The following is a 14,669-nucleotide window of genomic DNA, read 5'->3' on the forward strand; positions in this document are numbered from 1 at the left end:
GCAGCGCTACCATCCGGTTCCGCTATATGACCCGGGGCCCGAACTGGCTTTGCTGTGACGTTGTCACGGCACGTTGATAGCCAGCTGCCAGGCAAAGCCCACCGCTATATGAAGGCTGAAGGTAAACAGGGAAGACGCAAATATCTACGATACGGCAAAACAACCTACGTGTCTACCCCACATCGGCCCGGATTGCAAGCACTGGTTTTGCGGGCTGCTCCCGGAGGGCCGCTACAGCCGCAGTGTGACACCCTCCGAGGTACACGCTGCGGAGTTCGCGAAGACGGCGTCCCTGACGGCATCACGGGATTCCTGTGCCGGCGTGCCGCCGGACTCGGCGGCCGAGGAGTGGTCGATGGCAAGAAGGCTAAGGGAGGCAAACAGGCCCTGGAGGTCGCCTGCTACGGTGTCCTTGGCATCCTGGGCCTTGAGGTACACGTCCTCGTAGCCTTTGGCATCCGTGGGCGAAACGGCGGCATAGTCCGCTACCAGCCGATTGAACAGCTCGCAGGCTTCCCTGGTTCCGGCTGCCTCTGCACTGGCACGGGACGTGGCTGGGCTGCTGCTTTCGGCAACAGGGGACGGGGCCGCCGGCTGGGAGGATTCCGCCGGGACCGGGGCAGACACGGAACAACCCGTCAGTGCGGCGATGGCGGCAACAGCCGCCGCGGCAATGCTTGTCTTCATCCCTGTGCTCCGTCCGTCAAGGCTGCGGACCTGGCGTCCCCCTGCAAATGCTTCCGCCGTCCACCCTACGCAAGCCGCCGCCGTCGCGCACACCGCCGGCGATGGGGACCTCTCCCCCACCGCGCCGCAGGCCGGAATGCCGCCGGCCGCCCAGGCGTTTGAATAGATGGGTGACCAGGGTCACGATAGCCTTGGTGGCTTACACCGGAACCAAGCGAAAGAGATAACCATGGGCAACTCTCCTGACAGCAGCGACGTTGTCATCCTCGGGGCTGCGCGCACCCCGCAGGGCCGCATCAACGGGCAGCTGGCGAGCCTGACGGCGGTGGACCTCGGGGCCCACGCAATCAAGGCTGCGCTGGCAGCCAGCGGTGTCGACGCCGCCGACGTCGAAACCGTGATCATGGGCCAGGTCCTCCAGGCCGGCGCCGGCCAGAACCCGGCGCGGCAGAGCTCCATCGGGGCCGGCATCGGATGGAACGTGCCAGCGGTGACGGTGAACAAGGTGTGCCTCTCGGGGCTGACCGCCGTGATCGACGCGGCGCGGATGATCCGTGCCGGCGAAATATCGGTGGCGGTCGCGGGCGGCCAGGAATCGATGACCCGCGCTCCACACCTGCTGCCCGGATCCCGGCAGGGCTGGACCTACGGGACCATTCAGGCGCTGGACGCCGCCGCGCACGACGGGCTCACCGACGCCTTCGACGGCGAGTCCATGGGCCTGTCCACCGAAACACGCAACCTCGCGCTGGGCATAGACCGGACTTCGCAGGACAACGTCGCGGCACAGTCGCACCAGCGGGCGGCGCTCGCGGCGAAGAACGGAACCTTCGACGGCGAGATCGCACCGATCAGCGTCAAGCAGCGGAAGGGCGACCCCGTGGTGGTGGACACCGACGAGGGCGTCCGGCCCAACACCTCGGTGGATTCCCTGGCTGGTCTGCGGGCGGCTTTCGTCACCGACGGCACCATCACGGCAGGCAATTCGTCTCCGCTGTCCGATGGCGCCGCCGCCTTGGTCCTCGCTTCCCGTGGATACGCCGAGGAACACGGGCTGGACTACCTCGCAGTGGTCGGCAAGCCCGGCCAGGTGGCGGGCCCGGACAACTCCCTGCATTCCCAGCCTTCCAACGCCATCATGGACGCGCTGGCAAAGGCCGGCTGGGCCACGGGCGACCTCGACTTCATCGAGATCAATGAGGCGTTCGGGTCGGTGGCGGTCCAGTCCCTCAAGGACCTGGACTACCCCCTGGAGAAGTGCAACATCCATGGCGGGGCCATTGCGCTGGGCCACCCTATCGGCGCCTCCGGTGCCCGGCTCGCAGCCCATGCCGCCCATGAACTGAAGCGCCGCGGAACGGGCAAGGCGGCCGTGTCCCTGTGCGGCGGCGGCGGCCAGGGCGAAGCCCTCCTGCTGTACCGCGACTGATGGCGGGCACATCCGCAAATGGGACGGACGGCGTCGGACAGGAACGCTTCCTGGCCGACGCCGCGGCGCGCGGCCTGCGTGTGGATGTGGTGGAACGTCCGCCTGCGAAGAGCCTCGAGGAGGCGGCCGGCATCCTGGGCATCAGCCCCGCGGACATCGTCAAGTCCCTGGTGGTCAAGCACAAGGACGGAACGTTCCTGTTCGCCCTGGTGCCCGGGGACCGGCAGATCTCCTGGCCCAAGCTGCGGGCCCTGCTGGGAGTCAACAAACTGTCCCTGCCGCCGGCCGATGTGGCACTTGAGGCAACCGGTTATGAGCGGGGCACCATTACCCCGCTCGGGAGCACCACCGCGTGGCCGGTTTATGCCGACGCCACCATAGCGGGGCGCCGGGTCTCCATGGGCGCCGGGGCCCACGGCTACAGCGCGTTCGTGGACGCTGATGCCCTGACCAGTGCGCTGGACGCCGTCGTCGCGGATATTTCGGACCCGGCCTGAAACGCAGGAAACCCCGCCCACGAACGTGGACGGGGTTTCCTGCGGAAAAGGCGTTGTTACTTGAGGGTAACGGTGGCGCCTGCAGCCTCGAGCTGCTCCTTGGCCTTCTCGGCAGCTTCCTTGTTGGCGCCTTCGAGGACAGCCTTGGGGGCACCGTCAACCAGGTCCTTGGCTTCCTTGAGGCCGAGGGAGGTGATGGCGCGAACTTCCTTGATGACTGCGATCTTCTTGTCGCCGGCAGCTTCGAGGATGACGTCGAAGTCGGTCTTCTCTTCAGCCTCTTCAGCAGCGCCACCGGCAGCGGGGCCGGCAACAGCTACAGCAGCAGCGGTAACTTCGAAGGTCTCTTCGAAGAGCTTGACGAACTCGGAGAGCTCGATGATGGTCAGTTCCTTGAAAGCTTCAATGAGCTCTTCGTTGCTGAGCTTCGCCATGGTAGGCGTCCTTCCTGTTGTTGGCGTCCGAACGGCGTGAAGCCGAACAGGCACCGGAGTCTGGTGGGGTAAAGAGAATTAGTTCTCTTCGGCAGCGGGAGCTTCGGCGGGTGCTTCAGCTTCAGCGGCAGGAGCTTCTTCAGCGGCGGGCGCTTCGGCAGCTGCCGGTGCACCGTTCTCTTCTTCAAGCTTGAGGCGCAGCGCGTCGATGATGCGTGCAGCTGCGGCGGCGGGTGCCTTGAGGACGCCTGCAACCTTGGCGAGCTGCAGCTCGCGGGACTCGAGGGCAGCCAGTGCGGCAACCTCGCTGGCGTCCAGTGCCTTGCCCTCGAAGTAACCGGTCTTGATGACCAGCTGCTTGTTGGCCTTGGCAAAATCCGTCAGGCTCTTGGCAGCGGCAACTGCGTCACCCTTGATGAATGCGATTGCAGTGGGGCCGGCAAGCTGGCCGTCGAATGCTTCGACGCCGGCTTCCTTGGCTGCAATGGCGGTCAGGGTGTTCTTGACGACCGCGAACTTGGTGTCCTGGCCGAGAGAAACACGCAGCTGCTTGAGCTGTGCAACGGTGAGCCCGCGGTATTCGGTCAGGACAGCGGCGTTCGATTCCTTGAAATCGTTAGTGATCTCAGCTACTGCTGAAACCTTGGTAGGCGTTGCCATAACCCTCCTTCCGGGGATAGTGCCGGTATTCGACGGTCCCCGCTCAAGAGAGCTAAAACTAAAAACGCCCCGCGCAGATGCACGGGGCTTGGCTCAACACGGCTTGACCGTGGAGCTTTGCTTCGTTCACCTGCGCCGGCCGCCCTGCGTTGAGGGTCCTTCGTCCGGAAAACCACTGGAGTCCCCCGCGCACAACTGCAGAGTTGAGCCATGTTCAGGAGAGTGGATTTCCAACAACCGACGGTCTTTGGTACATCCAGCTTACGGGAGGGCGCACCCGTCTACCAAATCGGGGCTCAGCTGGTGCTGGTGTGCAGCTTTGGAAGCTCCTTCTGCCAGATGCCCGTCACCCCGGCCGTCTGGAAACCGAGCTGCTTGTTGACCGTCAGGAGGTACCGGTTTTCGGGCGCGTTCCAGGTGTAGATGATCCGGGCGTCCGGGAACTGCTCGGTGAGCCGCTCCATGTTGGCCACCTTGATCAGCAGGCCCAGCTTGTTGCCGCGGTGTTCCTGCAGGACCAGGGTGTCGTCCTGGAACACCACATCGGTGCGGTGCGCCAGCACGGTGATGGTGGTCAGCCCCACCAGGGACCCGCTGGCGAGGTGCTCGACGGCGGTGACCACCGTCCGCCTCCCCTGCGCAATGGCGACGTCCTCCGCTTCACGCAGGATGCCGCCGTCGAACACCATGTCCTGCTCCACCGGCACATCCAGGGACGGGTTCACGTCCGCACCGGCCTGGTTCTCCAGCGTGGCCACCGCTTCCAGCCAGCGGTCCGGGCAGCGGTCCGTCCAGTGATGCAGGCGGTACCTGCCGTGGTTGGCTTCCTCGGCCTCGGCCTGGAGGTCGGCCACGAGCTTGGTGTCCAGCGGCAGGGCGCAGGCGCTGAACTGCTCGATGTGCTGCAGCGTGTAGCCCATCTTCCGGGCGAACTCGACCTCCCGGCTTTCCAGGGGGACGAATCCCTGCCCCGATCCGGGGACCAGGAGGGCCTGTTCGAATTCGTGCAGTGACGCCCCGGGGTGGTTGGTGTCCACCAGGATCATGGTGCGCCCTTCGCCCCGGGCCAGGTGTTCGGCGGCCTCGAGCAGCCTCCGCCCGACGCCCTGGCGCTGGAACTCCGGCAGGATGTCCAGGGTGAACTCGGCGAGGTCGAGGTGGTCGGTCAGGGGAAGCGCGATGTCTACGGTGCCCACGATGGCGCCGTCGACCTTGGCCACGAGGATGAGCTGGCGCTCATAGGGATCAGCGAACTCAAGGAGCTTCTCGAGGGGGCCGTAGGCGAGGTCGTCGCTCCCCCACGTCTGCATCCGGACCTTGCGGCCCACTTCGACGGCGGCCAGGAAGTCCGCCGCGTCAGGCGAGTCCAGTGAGTCGGGGATCCAAAGCTGCTCGATCTTCACGTCTATTGCCATTCGGGCATCATCCCAGCCGTTTCTGCCACTCACCTTCATAGCCTGCGGGCCTGAATCCAAGGGCGGTATTTATCGCCAGCATATGCTGGTTTTCGTTGGCATTCCATGTCAAAACCGAGCGCGCCACCGGCCATCTTGCCTGCGCCGTTCGGAGGTTCCAGAGCTTGATCAGCAACCCCAGCCGGTGTCCCCGGTGTGCAGCGGTTACCAGGGTGTCCTGCTGCAGCACAGCCCCAGGGACCTCAGGCCGCCAATTCAGGACCGTGTAGGCCACGAGTTCGCCGGTGGGCCGATGCCTGGCGGCCGCCACGAGGGCCTGCACCCCGCTGCGGGCGAGCATTTCTTCGCCCCGGCGGACCCTGTCCGCGTCCCAGGTTTCACCCTCCCAGTCCATGCCCGCTATGGGCACGTCGACGCTCATCCGGGCATTCAACCGGGCATAGTTGTCCACCAGCTCCGGCGGGCAGGCATCAGCCCACCCCAACAGTGCGTAGTCCCGGGCATGGGTGGCCGCCGCACTTGCCAGCTCAGCCAGCCGGTCCGGTGGTACAGGCAGCACCAGGCGGCTGGACGTCTCTACTTGCTCGAGCTGATAGCCGGCGGCAACGGCGAACACGGTGGAAGGTTCATCCGCAGGCAGGCTTCCCGCCCCGGACTTAGCCGGCAGGAGCGCCCGGCCACCGTCCACCGACCCGGCCGGGAGTTCGAAGTAGCCGTCCAGGGACGTGCGGTTGTTGCTTCGTGCCACGGCTTCCGCGTAGTGCAGCAACTCCCGGCCCACGCCCCGCCTTCGGAAGGCCGGAGCCACCAGGACGTTGATCCCCGCGGTGGCCCTGTTCTCCCGCAGCGGCAGCGTCACCGAACACAGACCGGCCGCTTCCGCGCCAATCCGCCCTACGAAGAGGTGCCGCGCCTCATAGTCCGTGCCGCGCCAGTGCTGCACTTCCTCGGCAATGGTGTACCCACGCTCCAGGTTGCCCCACGTATCCAGCTCGTGCGCCTGCCGCATCGCCAGGCAGTCAAGGAAGTCCCGGAACGCTCCGGCTTCAGTCGCGGATGAGGGAACGACGACGGCGGAGATCACCAGGGCGTTCGGCTGCGTCATGACCCCAGCCTAGCCAGCCGGGGCCTGCTGTCGAGGAGAACCGGCAGGAAGATCGCCGGGTTAACGCAGGAAGGGACCGCCGGCAGCAAGCCGGCGGTCCCTTCCCGTGCGCCTCGAAAGGCACGGAATGCTGTGAGGACTACGCCTCGATGAGCACCTTGGTGACGTTGGGGTCGACAGAGATGCCGGGACCGAACGTGGTGGCAACGGTGGCCTTCTGGATGTAGCGGCCCTTGGCGGCGGAGGGCTTCAGGCGAAGAACCTCTTCCAGTGCTGCTGCGTAGTTCTCAGCCAGCTTGACGGCGTCGAAGGACACCTTGCCGATGATGAAGTGCAGGTTGGAGTGCTTGTCGACGCGGAAGTCGATCTTTCCACCCTTGATGTCGTTGACGGCCTTGGTGACATCGGGGGTCACGGTGCCCGTCTTCGGGTTCGGCATCAGGTTACGCGGACCCAGGACCTTACCGAGGCGGCCAACCTTGCCCATGAGGTCAGGGGTGGCAACGGCGGCGTCGAAGTCGGTCCAGCCGGCGGCGATCTTTTCGATCAGGTCGTCGGAACCCACGAAGTCGGCGCCGGCTGCGATTGCGGCCTCAGCCTTGTCACCCGTGGCGAAAACCAGGACGCGGGCGGTCTTACCGGTGCCGTGGGGCAGGTTAACGGTGCCGCGGACCATCTGGTCAGCCTTGCGGGGGTCGACGCCGAGGCGGAAAGCGACCTCAACAGTGGCGTCGAACTTGGACGGGTTGGTGTCCTTGGCCAGCGTCACTGCTTCGAACGGTGCGTAGTGCTTCTCCGCGTCGATCTTGGCGGCTGCTGCCTCATATGCTTTGCTGCGCTTTGCCATGCTGCTTATTTCTCCTTGTGCAGTTGTGGTCTGCGGACCGCGCCGGGCCCTGCCACAGTCGGTGATCCGGTTTCGTTATCCGGCCCGGATGCCCGACATTTCAATTTTGTTGGTGCCGGTGTTTCCGGCGGTGCCACCCGTCGTCGTCAATTGCCCGACGCTGGACAGCGGTAGGGGGTATTAGCCCTCGACGGTGATGCCCATGGAGCGGGCGGTGCCAGCGATGATCTTCGCTGCGCCTTCGAGGCTGGTGGCGTTGAGGTCTTCCATCTTGGTGGAGGCGATCTCGTTGACCTGGGCCTGGGTCAGCTTGGCGACCTTGACGGTGTGCGGGGTGGAAGAACCCTTGGCAACGCCTGCAGCCTTCTTGATGAGTTCTGCAGCCGGCGGGGTCTTGGTGATGAACGTGAAGGAACGGTCCTCGTAGACCGTGATTTCCACGGGGATGACGTTTCCGCGCTGGGCTTCCGTCGCAGCGTTGTACGCCTTGCAGAATTCCATGATGTTGACACCGTGCTGGCCAAGCGCAGGACCGATCGGCGGGGCCGGGTTGGCGGCACCTGCCTGGATCTGCAGCTTGATGAGGCCGGTGACCTTCTTCTTGGGAGCCAATGTAGGGTCCTTCTCTCAATAACGTCCTGGGGCACAGGAGCGTGCCTCAGGTTTTTGGCCGCCATGGCGAGGCGGCCGGCCGTTCCCGTGCCGCTAAGCAGGCGGCGCCGGAACGAATTCTAGGATTCTCAGATCTTGGTGACCTGGTTGAACGCCAGGGTGACGGGCGTTTCGCGCTCGAAGATGGAGACCAGCACCACGAGGGTCTGGGACTCGGGCTTGATCTCGGAGATCGTGGCCGGAAGGGTCTCGAAGGGACCTTCCTTGACGATGACGGACTCGCCGACTTCGAAGTCCACGGCAACGGGAGCCTGGTTCTGCTTGTTGACCGGCTTGCCCTTCTCTGCCTGCTCTTCCTCGAAGACAGGGGCGAGCATGGAGAAGACCTCGTCCAGGCGCAGGGGAACCGGGTTATGGGCGTTGCCCACGAAGCCGGTAACGCCGGGGGTGTGGCGGACGGCGCCCCAGGAGGCGTCGGTCAGGTCCATGCGGACCAGGACGTAGCCGGGGATGCGGACGCGGTTGATCACCTTGCGCTGGGCGTTCTTGATCTCCACGACTTCTTCCATGGGCACCTGGATCTCGAAGATGTAATCTTCCATGTCCAGGGTCTGGATGCGGGTCTCCAGGTTTGCCTTCACGCGGTTTTCGTAACCGGCGTAGGAGTGGATGACGTACCAGTCACCTTCCTGGCGGCGCAGCTTGGCCTTGAATTCCTCGGCCGGATCTGCAGCCGCGGTGGCCGCGGCAGCTGCGAGGGCATCGGCGGGCTCTTCGTCGCCGTCGGCTTCTACGGCGTCGGAGGCGGCGTCGTCGGATTCGGGCGCGGAGGACTCAACCTCGGACTCTTCACCGGCTTCTGCCGTGACGTCCTGGGACTCTTCCAGCCCAGTCTCGGTTACCTCGAGCTCCTGCTCAGACACTTGGTCTCCTGCTTCCTCATTGCCTAACATGCCTATTTAAATGGCTCAATTCCGCACACCGCGTCCCTGTCCGGATTCCCGGGCGGAACACGCGGCCTGCGGACCGTGCAGCCTTAGCTGTCCGTGGAGCCGGTACCGCCGAAGATCCAGCTGACAGCGGTTCCGAAACCTATGTCCAGCAGGCTGACGATGACCATCATGATGGCCACGAACACCAGCACCACGAGCGTGTAATTGACCAGTTCCTTGCGGGTAGGGGCAACGACCTTCTTCAGTTCGCCGATGATCTGGCGGACAAAGAGTGCAATGCGGGCGAAGAAGCTTGCTTTGGCTTCCTTCTTAGCTGGGCGGCCCTTGGAGCTGCTGGCAGCTGTTTCGGTCACCTGATCCTCGCTCATCCTTGCAATGGTGGATTACCCGGCCCTGATCAGAACCATGGTTACTGCGCGTGCCTCCGGGCTTTCGCCCGGGGCACCTTGCGCAGGGCAGACAGGACTCGAACCTGCAACCTGCGGTTTTGGAGACCGCTGCGCTACCAATTGCGCCACTACCCTATGGAGTGAAACCCACTTTGAACGGCCCGCCACCTGCTTGCGCTGGGGCACACGCCATCATCCGTGTTTCAACACCGGTGAACCAGTCTACGCAAGAACTTCGCGTTCGTCGAACCAGCCCGTTTCGGACCTCCTGCGGCGCGGCCTGAGCTGTGCTGCCAGGGCAGTCACAAATCAAAACCGGCACCCCGGAGGGTCCGGTGAACAGCATAGAGTAGAACTCGTCGAATCCCACATTCCAGCCGCCAGGCTGCAAGCGAAGAACGGACCTGCCATGTCTGCCGCCCGCGTTTCCCAGCGCATTTCCGCAATTGCCGAATCCGCAACCCTTGCCGTTGATGCCAAGGCGAAGGCGCTGAAGGCTGCTGGCCGGCCGGTGATTGGATTCGGGGCGGGCGAGCCGGACTTCCCCACCCCGGACTACATTGTCCAGGCGGCCATCGAAGCGGCATCACAGCCCAAGTACCACCGCTACTCCCCTGCCGGCGGCCTGCCGGAACTGAAGAAGGCCATCGCCGAGAAGACGCTCCGGGACTCCGGCTACGCCGTCGACCCTTCCCAGGTGCTGGTGACCAACGGCGGCAAGCAGGCCGTCTACAACACCTTCGCCACCCTGGTGGACCCGGGCGACGAGGTCATCGTCCCCACCCCCTTCTGGACCACCTACCCGGAGGCGATCCGTCTGGCCGGGGGCGTTCCCGTGGAGGTCTTCGCCGGCCCCGAACAGGACTACCTGGTGACCGTTGAGCAGCTGGAGGCTGCCGTCACGGACAAGACCAAGATCCTGCTGTTCGTCTCACCCTCCAACCCCACGGGTGCGGTGTACTCGCCGGAGCAGGTGGCGGAGATCGGCAAGTGGGCCGCCGCCAAGGGCCTGTGGGTTGTCACCGATGAGATCTACGAGCACCTGACGTACGACGGCGTGCCCTTCACCTCCATCGCCACGGCCGCGCCGGAGCTCGGGGACAAGGTGGTCATCCTCAACGGCGTCGCCAAGACCTACGCCATGACCGGCTGGCGCGTGGGCTGGATGATCGGCCCCACCGACGTCATCAAGGCGGCCACCAACCTCCAGTCGCACGCCACCTCCAACGTCTCCAACATCATGCAGGTCGCAGCACTCGCCGCCGTCTCCGGCCCGCTGACCGCGGTCGACGAGATGAAGGTTGCCTTCGACCGCCGCCGCAAGGCCATCGTCGCCGGCCTGAACGCCATTGAAGGCGTGGAATGCCCGACGCCGAAGGGTGCCTTCTACGTGTACGCGGACGTCCGCGGGCTGCTGGGCAAGGAATTCCCGACGGCGACCGGCACCGCGACGCCGCAGACCTCGGCTGAGCTGGCGGCCCTGATCCTGGACGAGGTTGAGGTGGCGGTGGTTCCCGGCGAGGCGTTCGGCCCGTCCGGCTTCGTTCGCCTCTCCTACGCGCTGGGCGACGACGACCTGGCCACCGGCGTGCAGCGCCTGCAGGACTTCCTGGGCAAGGCCCAGTAACGCCCGCTCACCTCTGGCAGCCCAAAACCGAACGCCCGCTCACTTCCTAAGGGAAAGTGAGCGGGCGTTTGGATTTAAGGCGCAAGAGCTGATGGGCCGTTTGGATTTAAGGCCCAAGAGCTGATAGGGCGTCTGGAGAAAAGCTGCCAAAGGTGATGGGGCGTTGGGGAACAGTTGCCGGAAGTGAGCGGGCGTTTAGAGGAGGCGGCGCTCCGCGGCCCATTTGGTGAGTTCGTGCCGGCTGGAGAGCTGGAGCTTGCGCAACACCGCGGACACGTGGGTTTCCACGGTCTTGATGCTGATGAAGAGCTCCTTGGCCACTTCCTTGTAGCTGTAGCCCCGCGCGATCAGCCGCATGACCTCCAGTTCGCGGGCGGAGAGCTTGTCCAGTTCGTCGTCGGCGATGTCCGCCGGGGCGGTGCCGAAGGCGTCCAGGACAAACCCGGCGAGCCGGGGCGAGAATACAGCGTCCCCGCCGGCGACCCGGAAGACGGCATCAGTGATCTCGGCCCCGGAGATCGTCTTGGTGACGTAACCGCGGGCACCCGCACGGATCACGGCCACCACGTCCTCCGCCGCGTCCGAGACGCTCAGCGCCAGGAACCGGGTGGTGGCCAGGAGTGCCGCGGAACCGGCGATGACCTCCCGGCCGCCGCCGCCCAGCCCGCCGGGCAGGTGCACGTCCAGGAGCACGACGTCGGGCCGCTGCTGGGCGATCACAGCGATGGCCTGCTCCACGGTCGCGGCCTCCCCCACCACCTGGATGCCGGCGTCGAGGTCTGCCTTCAGCCCGGACCGGAAGATCGCATGGTCGTCCACGATCACCACCCGCACCGGGTTGGCCGGCCGGCTGGTTCCTGTCCCCTGTGTCATGCTCATGATTTCCCTTCCGCGCCCTGGGCTGCTGCTGCGGGCAGAAGCAGGCGCACCTCCGTGCCGTCGCCCGTGCTGAGGATCTCAGCCGAGCCGCCGTGCCTGTTCATCCTGCCGATAATCGATTCGCGGACGCCAAGCCTGTCCGCCGGGACGTCCGCAAGCTCAAAGCCCGGGCCCCGGTCCTTGATGAAGACCTCGGCCTGCCCGTCTGATGCCTCAAGGTAGACCGAAACGGCTCCGCCGCCGTGCCGGGACGCGTTGAGCATGGCCTCCCGGGAGGCCTGCACGAGGGCCTCGTGGGCCTCCGTCATGGCGGCGTCCCCCACGCTCACCACCTCGACGGCGTTGCCGAGCAGGTCCTCGAGCTCGGCGGCCACCGCCTTGATCCGGTCCGAAAGCTGGCCGCTTTCGCGTCCGTGGTCCTGGAAGAGCCACCCGCGAAGCTCGCGTTCCTGCGCGCGGGCCAGGCGGACGACGTCGTGCTCGTTGCCTGCCCGGCGCTGGATCAAGGCGAGGGTCTGCAGCACGGAATCGTGGAGGTGGGCGGCGATCTCAGCCCGTTCGGTCTCCCGGATCCGGCCGGCACGTTCGGCTTCCAGGTCCCGCCAGAATTTCAGTGCCCAGGGCAGCAGGACCAGGACCACCCCGCCGAGGACGGCCACCGAAGCCAGCAGTGCGAGCCAGGTCTGCTCCCAGGAGCCCGAACCTGACACCATCACCAGGACGCCGGCCACCACCAGCGCCAGGCCTGCCGCCAGGCGTCCCCACCCGCCGGCCTGGTCCGCCTTCGTCTTGTCCACCAGCCCGGCCCGCCGCGTCTCATCCAGCTGCATCCAGGCGATCGACGCCCCGCCCAGGACCGCGGCGGCTGGTATCAGCGTGCCCAGGGACACGTCCACGCCAAGCATTTGGGCAATCATGATGCCGGCGACGAGGAGCAGCCCGCAGCCGAGCAGGATTTCCTTGCCGTACCGCACGCCCCCGGCGCGGAACCACGGGGCGGCGGCCTGCCCCGGCCCCGGCATCGCGGGACCCGTGGCACCCGGATGCATGCCGGCGTCGTGCACTGTCCCGGGTCCGGCCGCCTGGCTTACCGCCGGGGCAATGGGCGACGCCGGGCGGCGGGCGCTGCGCCGCGCGGCCTCATCCGCGGTGGGCACCATGATCCACAGCCAGGCGTAGAACAGCAGGCCTGCGCCACCGGCGAGGGCAGCCAGGACCATGCCCAGGCGGACATTCCTGACCGGCCAGCCCAGGTGCAGCGCCAGGCCGGAGCATACGCCGGCTATGACGCGGTCGCTGCTCCGCGCCAGGGGCGGCCGCACCGGGAGGGTTGTCATGGATCAATCCAAGCACGGATCAGGGTGCCCCGGACCGCAGACGGGCGCCAATCGGGGGCAGCTCAGGGACTGTTCAGGGTTTCCCCCAGTAGAGCGCAGACGAGGGGAAAGGAAGGATCGAAGTATGAACTCGCAGACCCCCTCCCCCAACGACGACGGAACGCCCACCGGGCCCCTGCCCGGCCCGGACAACCAGCAGCCCACGGAGCCGCTGCCGTCTTCTGCTGCATCTTCTTCCGGAAGCCGTCCGGAAGGCCCCGGGTACCCAGGCATCGGGCAGCCGGGCACCGAACAGGCAAGCGCCGGACAGCCAGGCACCGGACAGCCAGGCCAGGACTACCCGTACAGGCCCGTTCCTCCTGCCACAGCCGCCCCGACCGATTTCTACGGCTGGATCCGCGGGCACGGCATCTACCGCGGCAATGACCGGTGGATTGGTGGCGTGTCCAGTGGCATTGCCCACCGTCTGGGCGTGGACCCGATCATCATTCGCGGCGTTTTCGTGGTGCTCACGATCCTTGCCGGCATCGGCGTACTGCTCTATGGCCTGGCATGGGCCTTCCTCCCCGAACCGGACGGCAGGATCCATGTCCAGGAGGCCGGGGCCGGCCGCTGGTCCAGCGGCATGACCGGCTCCCTGATCGCCACAGTCCTGGGGTTCACCGGCCTCGGCGGCGGATTCTGGGGCTGGAACCGGAACGGCTTCGGCGGATTCCTGTGGACCCTCTTCTGGGTGGCCGGCGCCATCTTCCTGGTCTACTACCTCTCGCAGCGCAACAAGGGCCCGGCCCACCCGGCCATGGCCGGCCACAGCACGGCCACGACCCCCGGCGGAACGGTCCCGGCCCGCAGTGCGCGCACCGAACGGCCGGGCACCGAACGCACGGGAGCGGAGCCTACCGCCTTCTTCGCGGGAACCGACTCCAAGCCCGAAGCGGCCTTCCCTGCCGCCCCGTCCTACGGGAGCAGTTATTCGGGAGGCGCGGGCGCGGCACCTGGCGGCAGCGGGTACGGCGCGGGTTCGTCCGCGGTGGGCCCGGATGCCGGAATCCCCGGCGCAGGAGTACCCGGTACAGGAGTGCCGGGCGGAGGCACCCCCGGCGGCCCGGGCGGTGGCGCTCCCTTCGCCAGCAGCCCGGCGCCGTGGGTCCCGCCCCAGCCCCACAGGCCGCGCCCGGCAGGTCCGGGTGCGCCCGCCGTCGCCATCGCTGCCGGTGCTGCGCTGCTGGTGGGCGGCGGACTCAAGGCCTTGGACGCGGCCAACATCATCGACCTCGGTGGGTCCGGCAACGCCATCGTGTGGGCCAGCGCGGCAGCCGTCCTGGGTGTGGGCATTCTGGTCTCCGGCCTGCGCGGCAGGACCTCGGGTGTCCTGAGCCTCTTCGCCGTCATCGCACTGGTCTCCGGCGGTGTGTCCAACGTGGTGGATGACGGCCGGATGCGGTTCACCCAAGTGGACTGGAGCCCCACAAGCGTCGAGGAGGCCCGCAGCGGCATCGACATCACCGCAGGGCGCGGGACTGTCGACCTCACGGGCGTCTCCCCCGGCGCCCCGCTGACCTCCGACGTCGTGGTTCCCTTGGACATCACCGCCAGCAGCGTGACGGTAGTGATCCCGGAGAACGTCCCCGTAGACATCAAGGCGGACATGACCATGGGGAACCTGAATGAAGCAAGCGGCCAGCGCGGCGGCACCACCACCCGCGAAAGCAGCTACAACACCGGCCAGCCAGGCAGCCACCTGGTGGTGCAGATCGACGGAACCTTTAGCAACGTCACCATCCAGGAAGGTAAGTGA

At 66.3% G+C, this 14,669-nt stretch carries 15 protein-coding genes and 1 tRNA gene; 4 read left to right on the forward strand and 12 right to left on the reverse strand.

The genetic code is table 11. The annotated features are described in order from the left end of the window. Positions 1-231: 231 nt before the first annotated feature. Positions 232-687, reverse strand: coding sequence for a hypothetical protein (locus AC3IMC_RS07770; protein WP_490917798.1), 456 nt, complete (start codon positions 685-687; stop codon positions 232-234). A gap of 229 nt (positions 688-916) precedes the next feature. Here AC3IMC_RS07770 and AC3IMC_RS07775 point away from each other — a divergent pair, with 229 nt between their 5' ends. Both AC3IMC_RS07775 and AC3IMC_RS07780 read left to right on the forward strand, forming a co-directional pair. Continuing rightward, positions 917-2,116, forward strand: coding sequence for an acetyl-CoA C-acetyltransferase (locus tag AC3IMC_RS07775; protein WP_490917799.1), 1,200 nt, complete (start codon positions 917-919; stop codon positions 2,114-2,116). Then, positions 2,116-2,613: an aminoacyl-tRNA deacylase gene (locus AC3IMC_RS07780; protein ID WP_490917800.1), complete on the forward strand. Its 498-nt coding sequence runs from the start codon at positions 2,116-2,118 to the stop codon at positions 2,611-2,613. Before AC3IMC_RS07775 ends, AC3IMC_RS07780 begins: the two co-directional genes overlap by 1 nt. 56 nt (positions 2,614-2,669) lie before the next feature. Here AC3IMC_RS07780 and rplL read toward each other — a convergent pair whose 3' ends face one another. The 9 genes from rplL to AC3IMC_RS07825 all read right to left on the reverse strand — a co-directional run bounded on the left by rplL (position 2,670) and on the right by AC3IMC_RS07825 (position 9,163). After that, the gene (gene rplL / locus AC3IMC_RS07785; RefSeq protein WP_009358316.1) at positions 2,670-3,047 is read right to left on the reverse strand and encodes a 50S ribosomal protein L7/L12; all 378 of its coding nucleotides are present in this window, start codon (positions 3,045-3,047) and stop codon (positions 2,670-2,672) included. 78 nt (positions 3,048-3,125) lie between these two features. Continuing rightward, positions 3,126-3,707, reverse strand: coding sequence for a 50S ribosomal protein L10 (gene rplJ / locus AC3IMC_RS07790; protein ID WP_255172854.1), 582 nt, complete (start codon positions 3,705-3,707; stop codon positions 3,126-3,128). A gap of 296 nt (positions 3,708-4,003) precedes the next feature. Next, positions 4,004-5,122 carry a GNAT family N-acetyltransferase gene (locus AC3IMC_RS07795; protein ID WP_490917801.1) on the reverse strand — a complete coding sequence of 373 codons (1,119 nt, stop codon included), beginning with the start codon at positions 5,120-5,122 and terminating at the stop codon, positions 4,004-4,006. A gap of 7 nt (positions 5,123-5,129) precedes the next feature. Beyond that, positions 5,130-6,227, reverse strand: coding sequence for a GNAT family N-acetyltransferase (locus tag AC3IMC_RS07800; RefSeq protein ID WP_490917803.1), 1,098 nt, complete (start codon positions 6,225-6,227; stop codon positions 5,130-5,132). 139 nt (positions 6,228-6,366) lie between these two features. Beyond that, positions 6,367-7,074, reverse strand: coding sequence for a 50S ribosomal protein L1 (rplA, locus tag AC3IMC_RS07805; RefSeq protein WP_461856115.1), 708 nt, complete (start codon positions 7,072-7,074; stop codon positions 6,367-6,369). A 180-nt stretch (positions 7,075-7,254) separates the two neighbouring features. Then, positions 7,255-7,686 carry a 50S ribosomal protein L11 gene (rplK, locus tag AC3IMC_RS07810; RefSeq protein WP_018760472.1) on the reverse strand — a complete coding sequence of 144 codons (432 nt, stop codon included), beginning with the start codon at positions 7,684-7,686 and terminating at the stop codon, positions 7,255-7,257. A 128-nt stretch (positions 7,687-7,814) separates the two neighbouring features. Next, positions 7,815-8,609, reverse strand: a complete 795-nt coding sequence (gene nusG, locus AC3IMC_RS07815) for a transcription termination/antitermination protein NusG (RefSeq protein WP_490917806.1) — start codon at positions 8,607-8,609, stop codon at positions 7,815-7,817. 113 nt (positions 8,610-8,722) lie between these two features. Further along, positions 8,723-9,007 (reverse strand): preprotein translocase subunit SecE, encoded by a 285-nt coding sequence (gene secE / locus AC3IMC_RS07820; protein WP_221386453.1) that lies wholly within the window; start codon positions 9,005-9,007, stop codon positions 8,723-8,725. Between the two features lie 83 nt (positions 9,008-9,090). Continuing rightward, a tRNA-Trp gene (locus AC3IMC_RS07825) sits at positions 9,091-9,163 on the reverse strand. Positions 9,164-9,437: 274 nt separating this feature from the next. On the opposite strand from AC3IMC_RS07825, the gene AC3IMC_RS07830 reads away from it, so the two are divergent. After that, positions 9,438-10,655, forward strand: a complete 1,218-nt coding sequence (locus AC3IMC_RS07830; protein WP_490917808.1) for a pyridoxal phosphate-dependent aminotransferase — start codon at positions 9,438-9,440, stop codon at positions 10,653-10,655. A gap of 195 nt (positions 10,656-10,850) precedes the next feature. Here AC3IMC_RS07830 and AC3IMC_RS07835 read toward each other — a convergent pair whose 3' ends face one another. Continuing rightward, entirely contained in the window at positions 10,851-11,534 is a 684-nt protein-coding gene (locus AC3IMC_RS07835; RefSeq protein WP_454482599.1) for a LuxR C-terminal-related transcriptional regulator, read from the reverse strand. Then, entirely contained in the window at positions 11,531-12,871 is a 1,341-nt protein-coding gene (locus AC3IMC_RS07840; RefSeq protein ID WP_490917810.1) for an ATP-binding protein, read from the reverse strand. Before AC3IMC_RS07840 ends, AC3IMC_RS07835 begins: the two co-directional genes overlap by 4 nt. A gap of 124 nt (positions 12,872-12,995) precedes the next feature. Here AC3IMC_RS07840 and AC3IMC_RS07845 point away from each other — a divergent pair, with 124 nt between their 5' ends. After that, a complete protein-coding gene (locus tag AC3IMC_RS07845; protein ID WP_490917812.1) occupies positions 12,996-14,669 on the forward strand; it encodes a PspC domain-containing protein in 1,674 nt (557 codons plus the stop codon).

Source organism: Arthrobacter sp. E70 (genome assembly GCF_058266945.1).

What these genes read in the sequence shown, in the direction of transcription:
- AC3IMC_RS07840 (WP_490917810.1), bottom strand. Translation starts at nt 12,871, where the DNA reads ATGACAACCCTCCCGGTGCGGCCGCCCCTGGCGCGGAGCAGCGACCGC.
- secE (WP_221386453.1), bottom strand. Translation starts at nt 9,007, where the DNA reads ATGAGCGAGGATCAGGTGACCGAAACAGCTGCCAGCAGCTCCAAGGGC.
- AC3IMC_RS07845 (WP_490917812.1), top strand. Translation starts at nt 12,996, where the DNA reads ATGAACTCGCAGACCCCCTCCCCCAACGACGACGGAACGCCCACCGGG.
- AC3IMC_RS07835 (WP_454482599.1), bottom strand. Translation starts at nt 11,534, where the DNA reads ATGAGCATGACACAGGGGACAGGAACCAGCCGGCCGGCCAACCCGGTG.
- AC3IMC_RS07830 (WP_490917808.1), top strand. Translation starts at nt 9,438, where the DNA reads ATGTCTGCCGCCCGCGTTTCCCAGCGCATTTCCGCAATTGCCGAATCC.
- AC3IMC_RS07780 (WP_490917800.1), top strand. Translation starts at nt 2,116, where the DNA reads ATGGCGGGCACATCCGCAAATGGGACGGACGGCGTCGGACAGGAACGC.
- rplL (WP_009358316.1), bottom strand. Translation starts at nt 3,047, where the DNA reads ATGGCGAAGCTCAGCAACGAAGAGCTCATTGAAGCTTTCAAGGAACTG.
- rplA (WP_461856115.1), bottom strand. Translation starts at nt 7,074, where the DNA reads ATGGCAAAGCGCAGCAAAGCATATGAGGCAGCAGCCGCCAAGATCGAC.
- AC3IMC_RS07795 (WP_490917801.1), bottom strand. Translation starts at nt 5,122, where the DNA reads ATGGCAATAGACGTGAAGATCGAGCAGCTTTGGATCCCCGACTCACTG.
- AC3IMC_RS07770 (WP_490917798.1), bottom strand. Translation starts at nt 687, where the DNA reads ATGAAGACAAGCATTGCCGCGGCGGCTGTTGCCGCCATCGCCGCACTG.
- AC3IMC_RS07800 (WP_490917803.1), bottom strand. Translation starts at nt 6,227, where the DNA reads ATGACGCAGCCGAACGCCCTGGTGATCTCCGCCGTCGTCGTTCCCTCA.
- AC3IMC_RS07775 (WP_490917799.1), top strand. Translation starts at nt 917, where the DNA reads ATGGGCAACTCTCCTGACAGCAGCGACGTTGTCATCCTCGGGGCTGCG.
- rplJ (WP_255172854.1), bottom strand. Translation starts at nt 3,707, where the DNA reads ATGGCAACGCCTACCAAGGTTTCAGCAGTAGCTGAGATCACTAACGAT.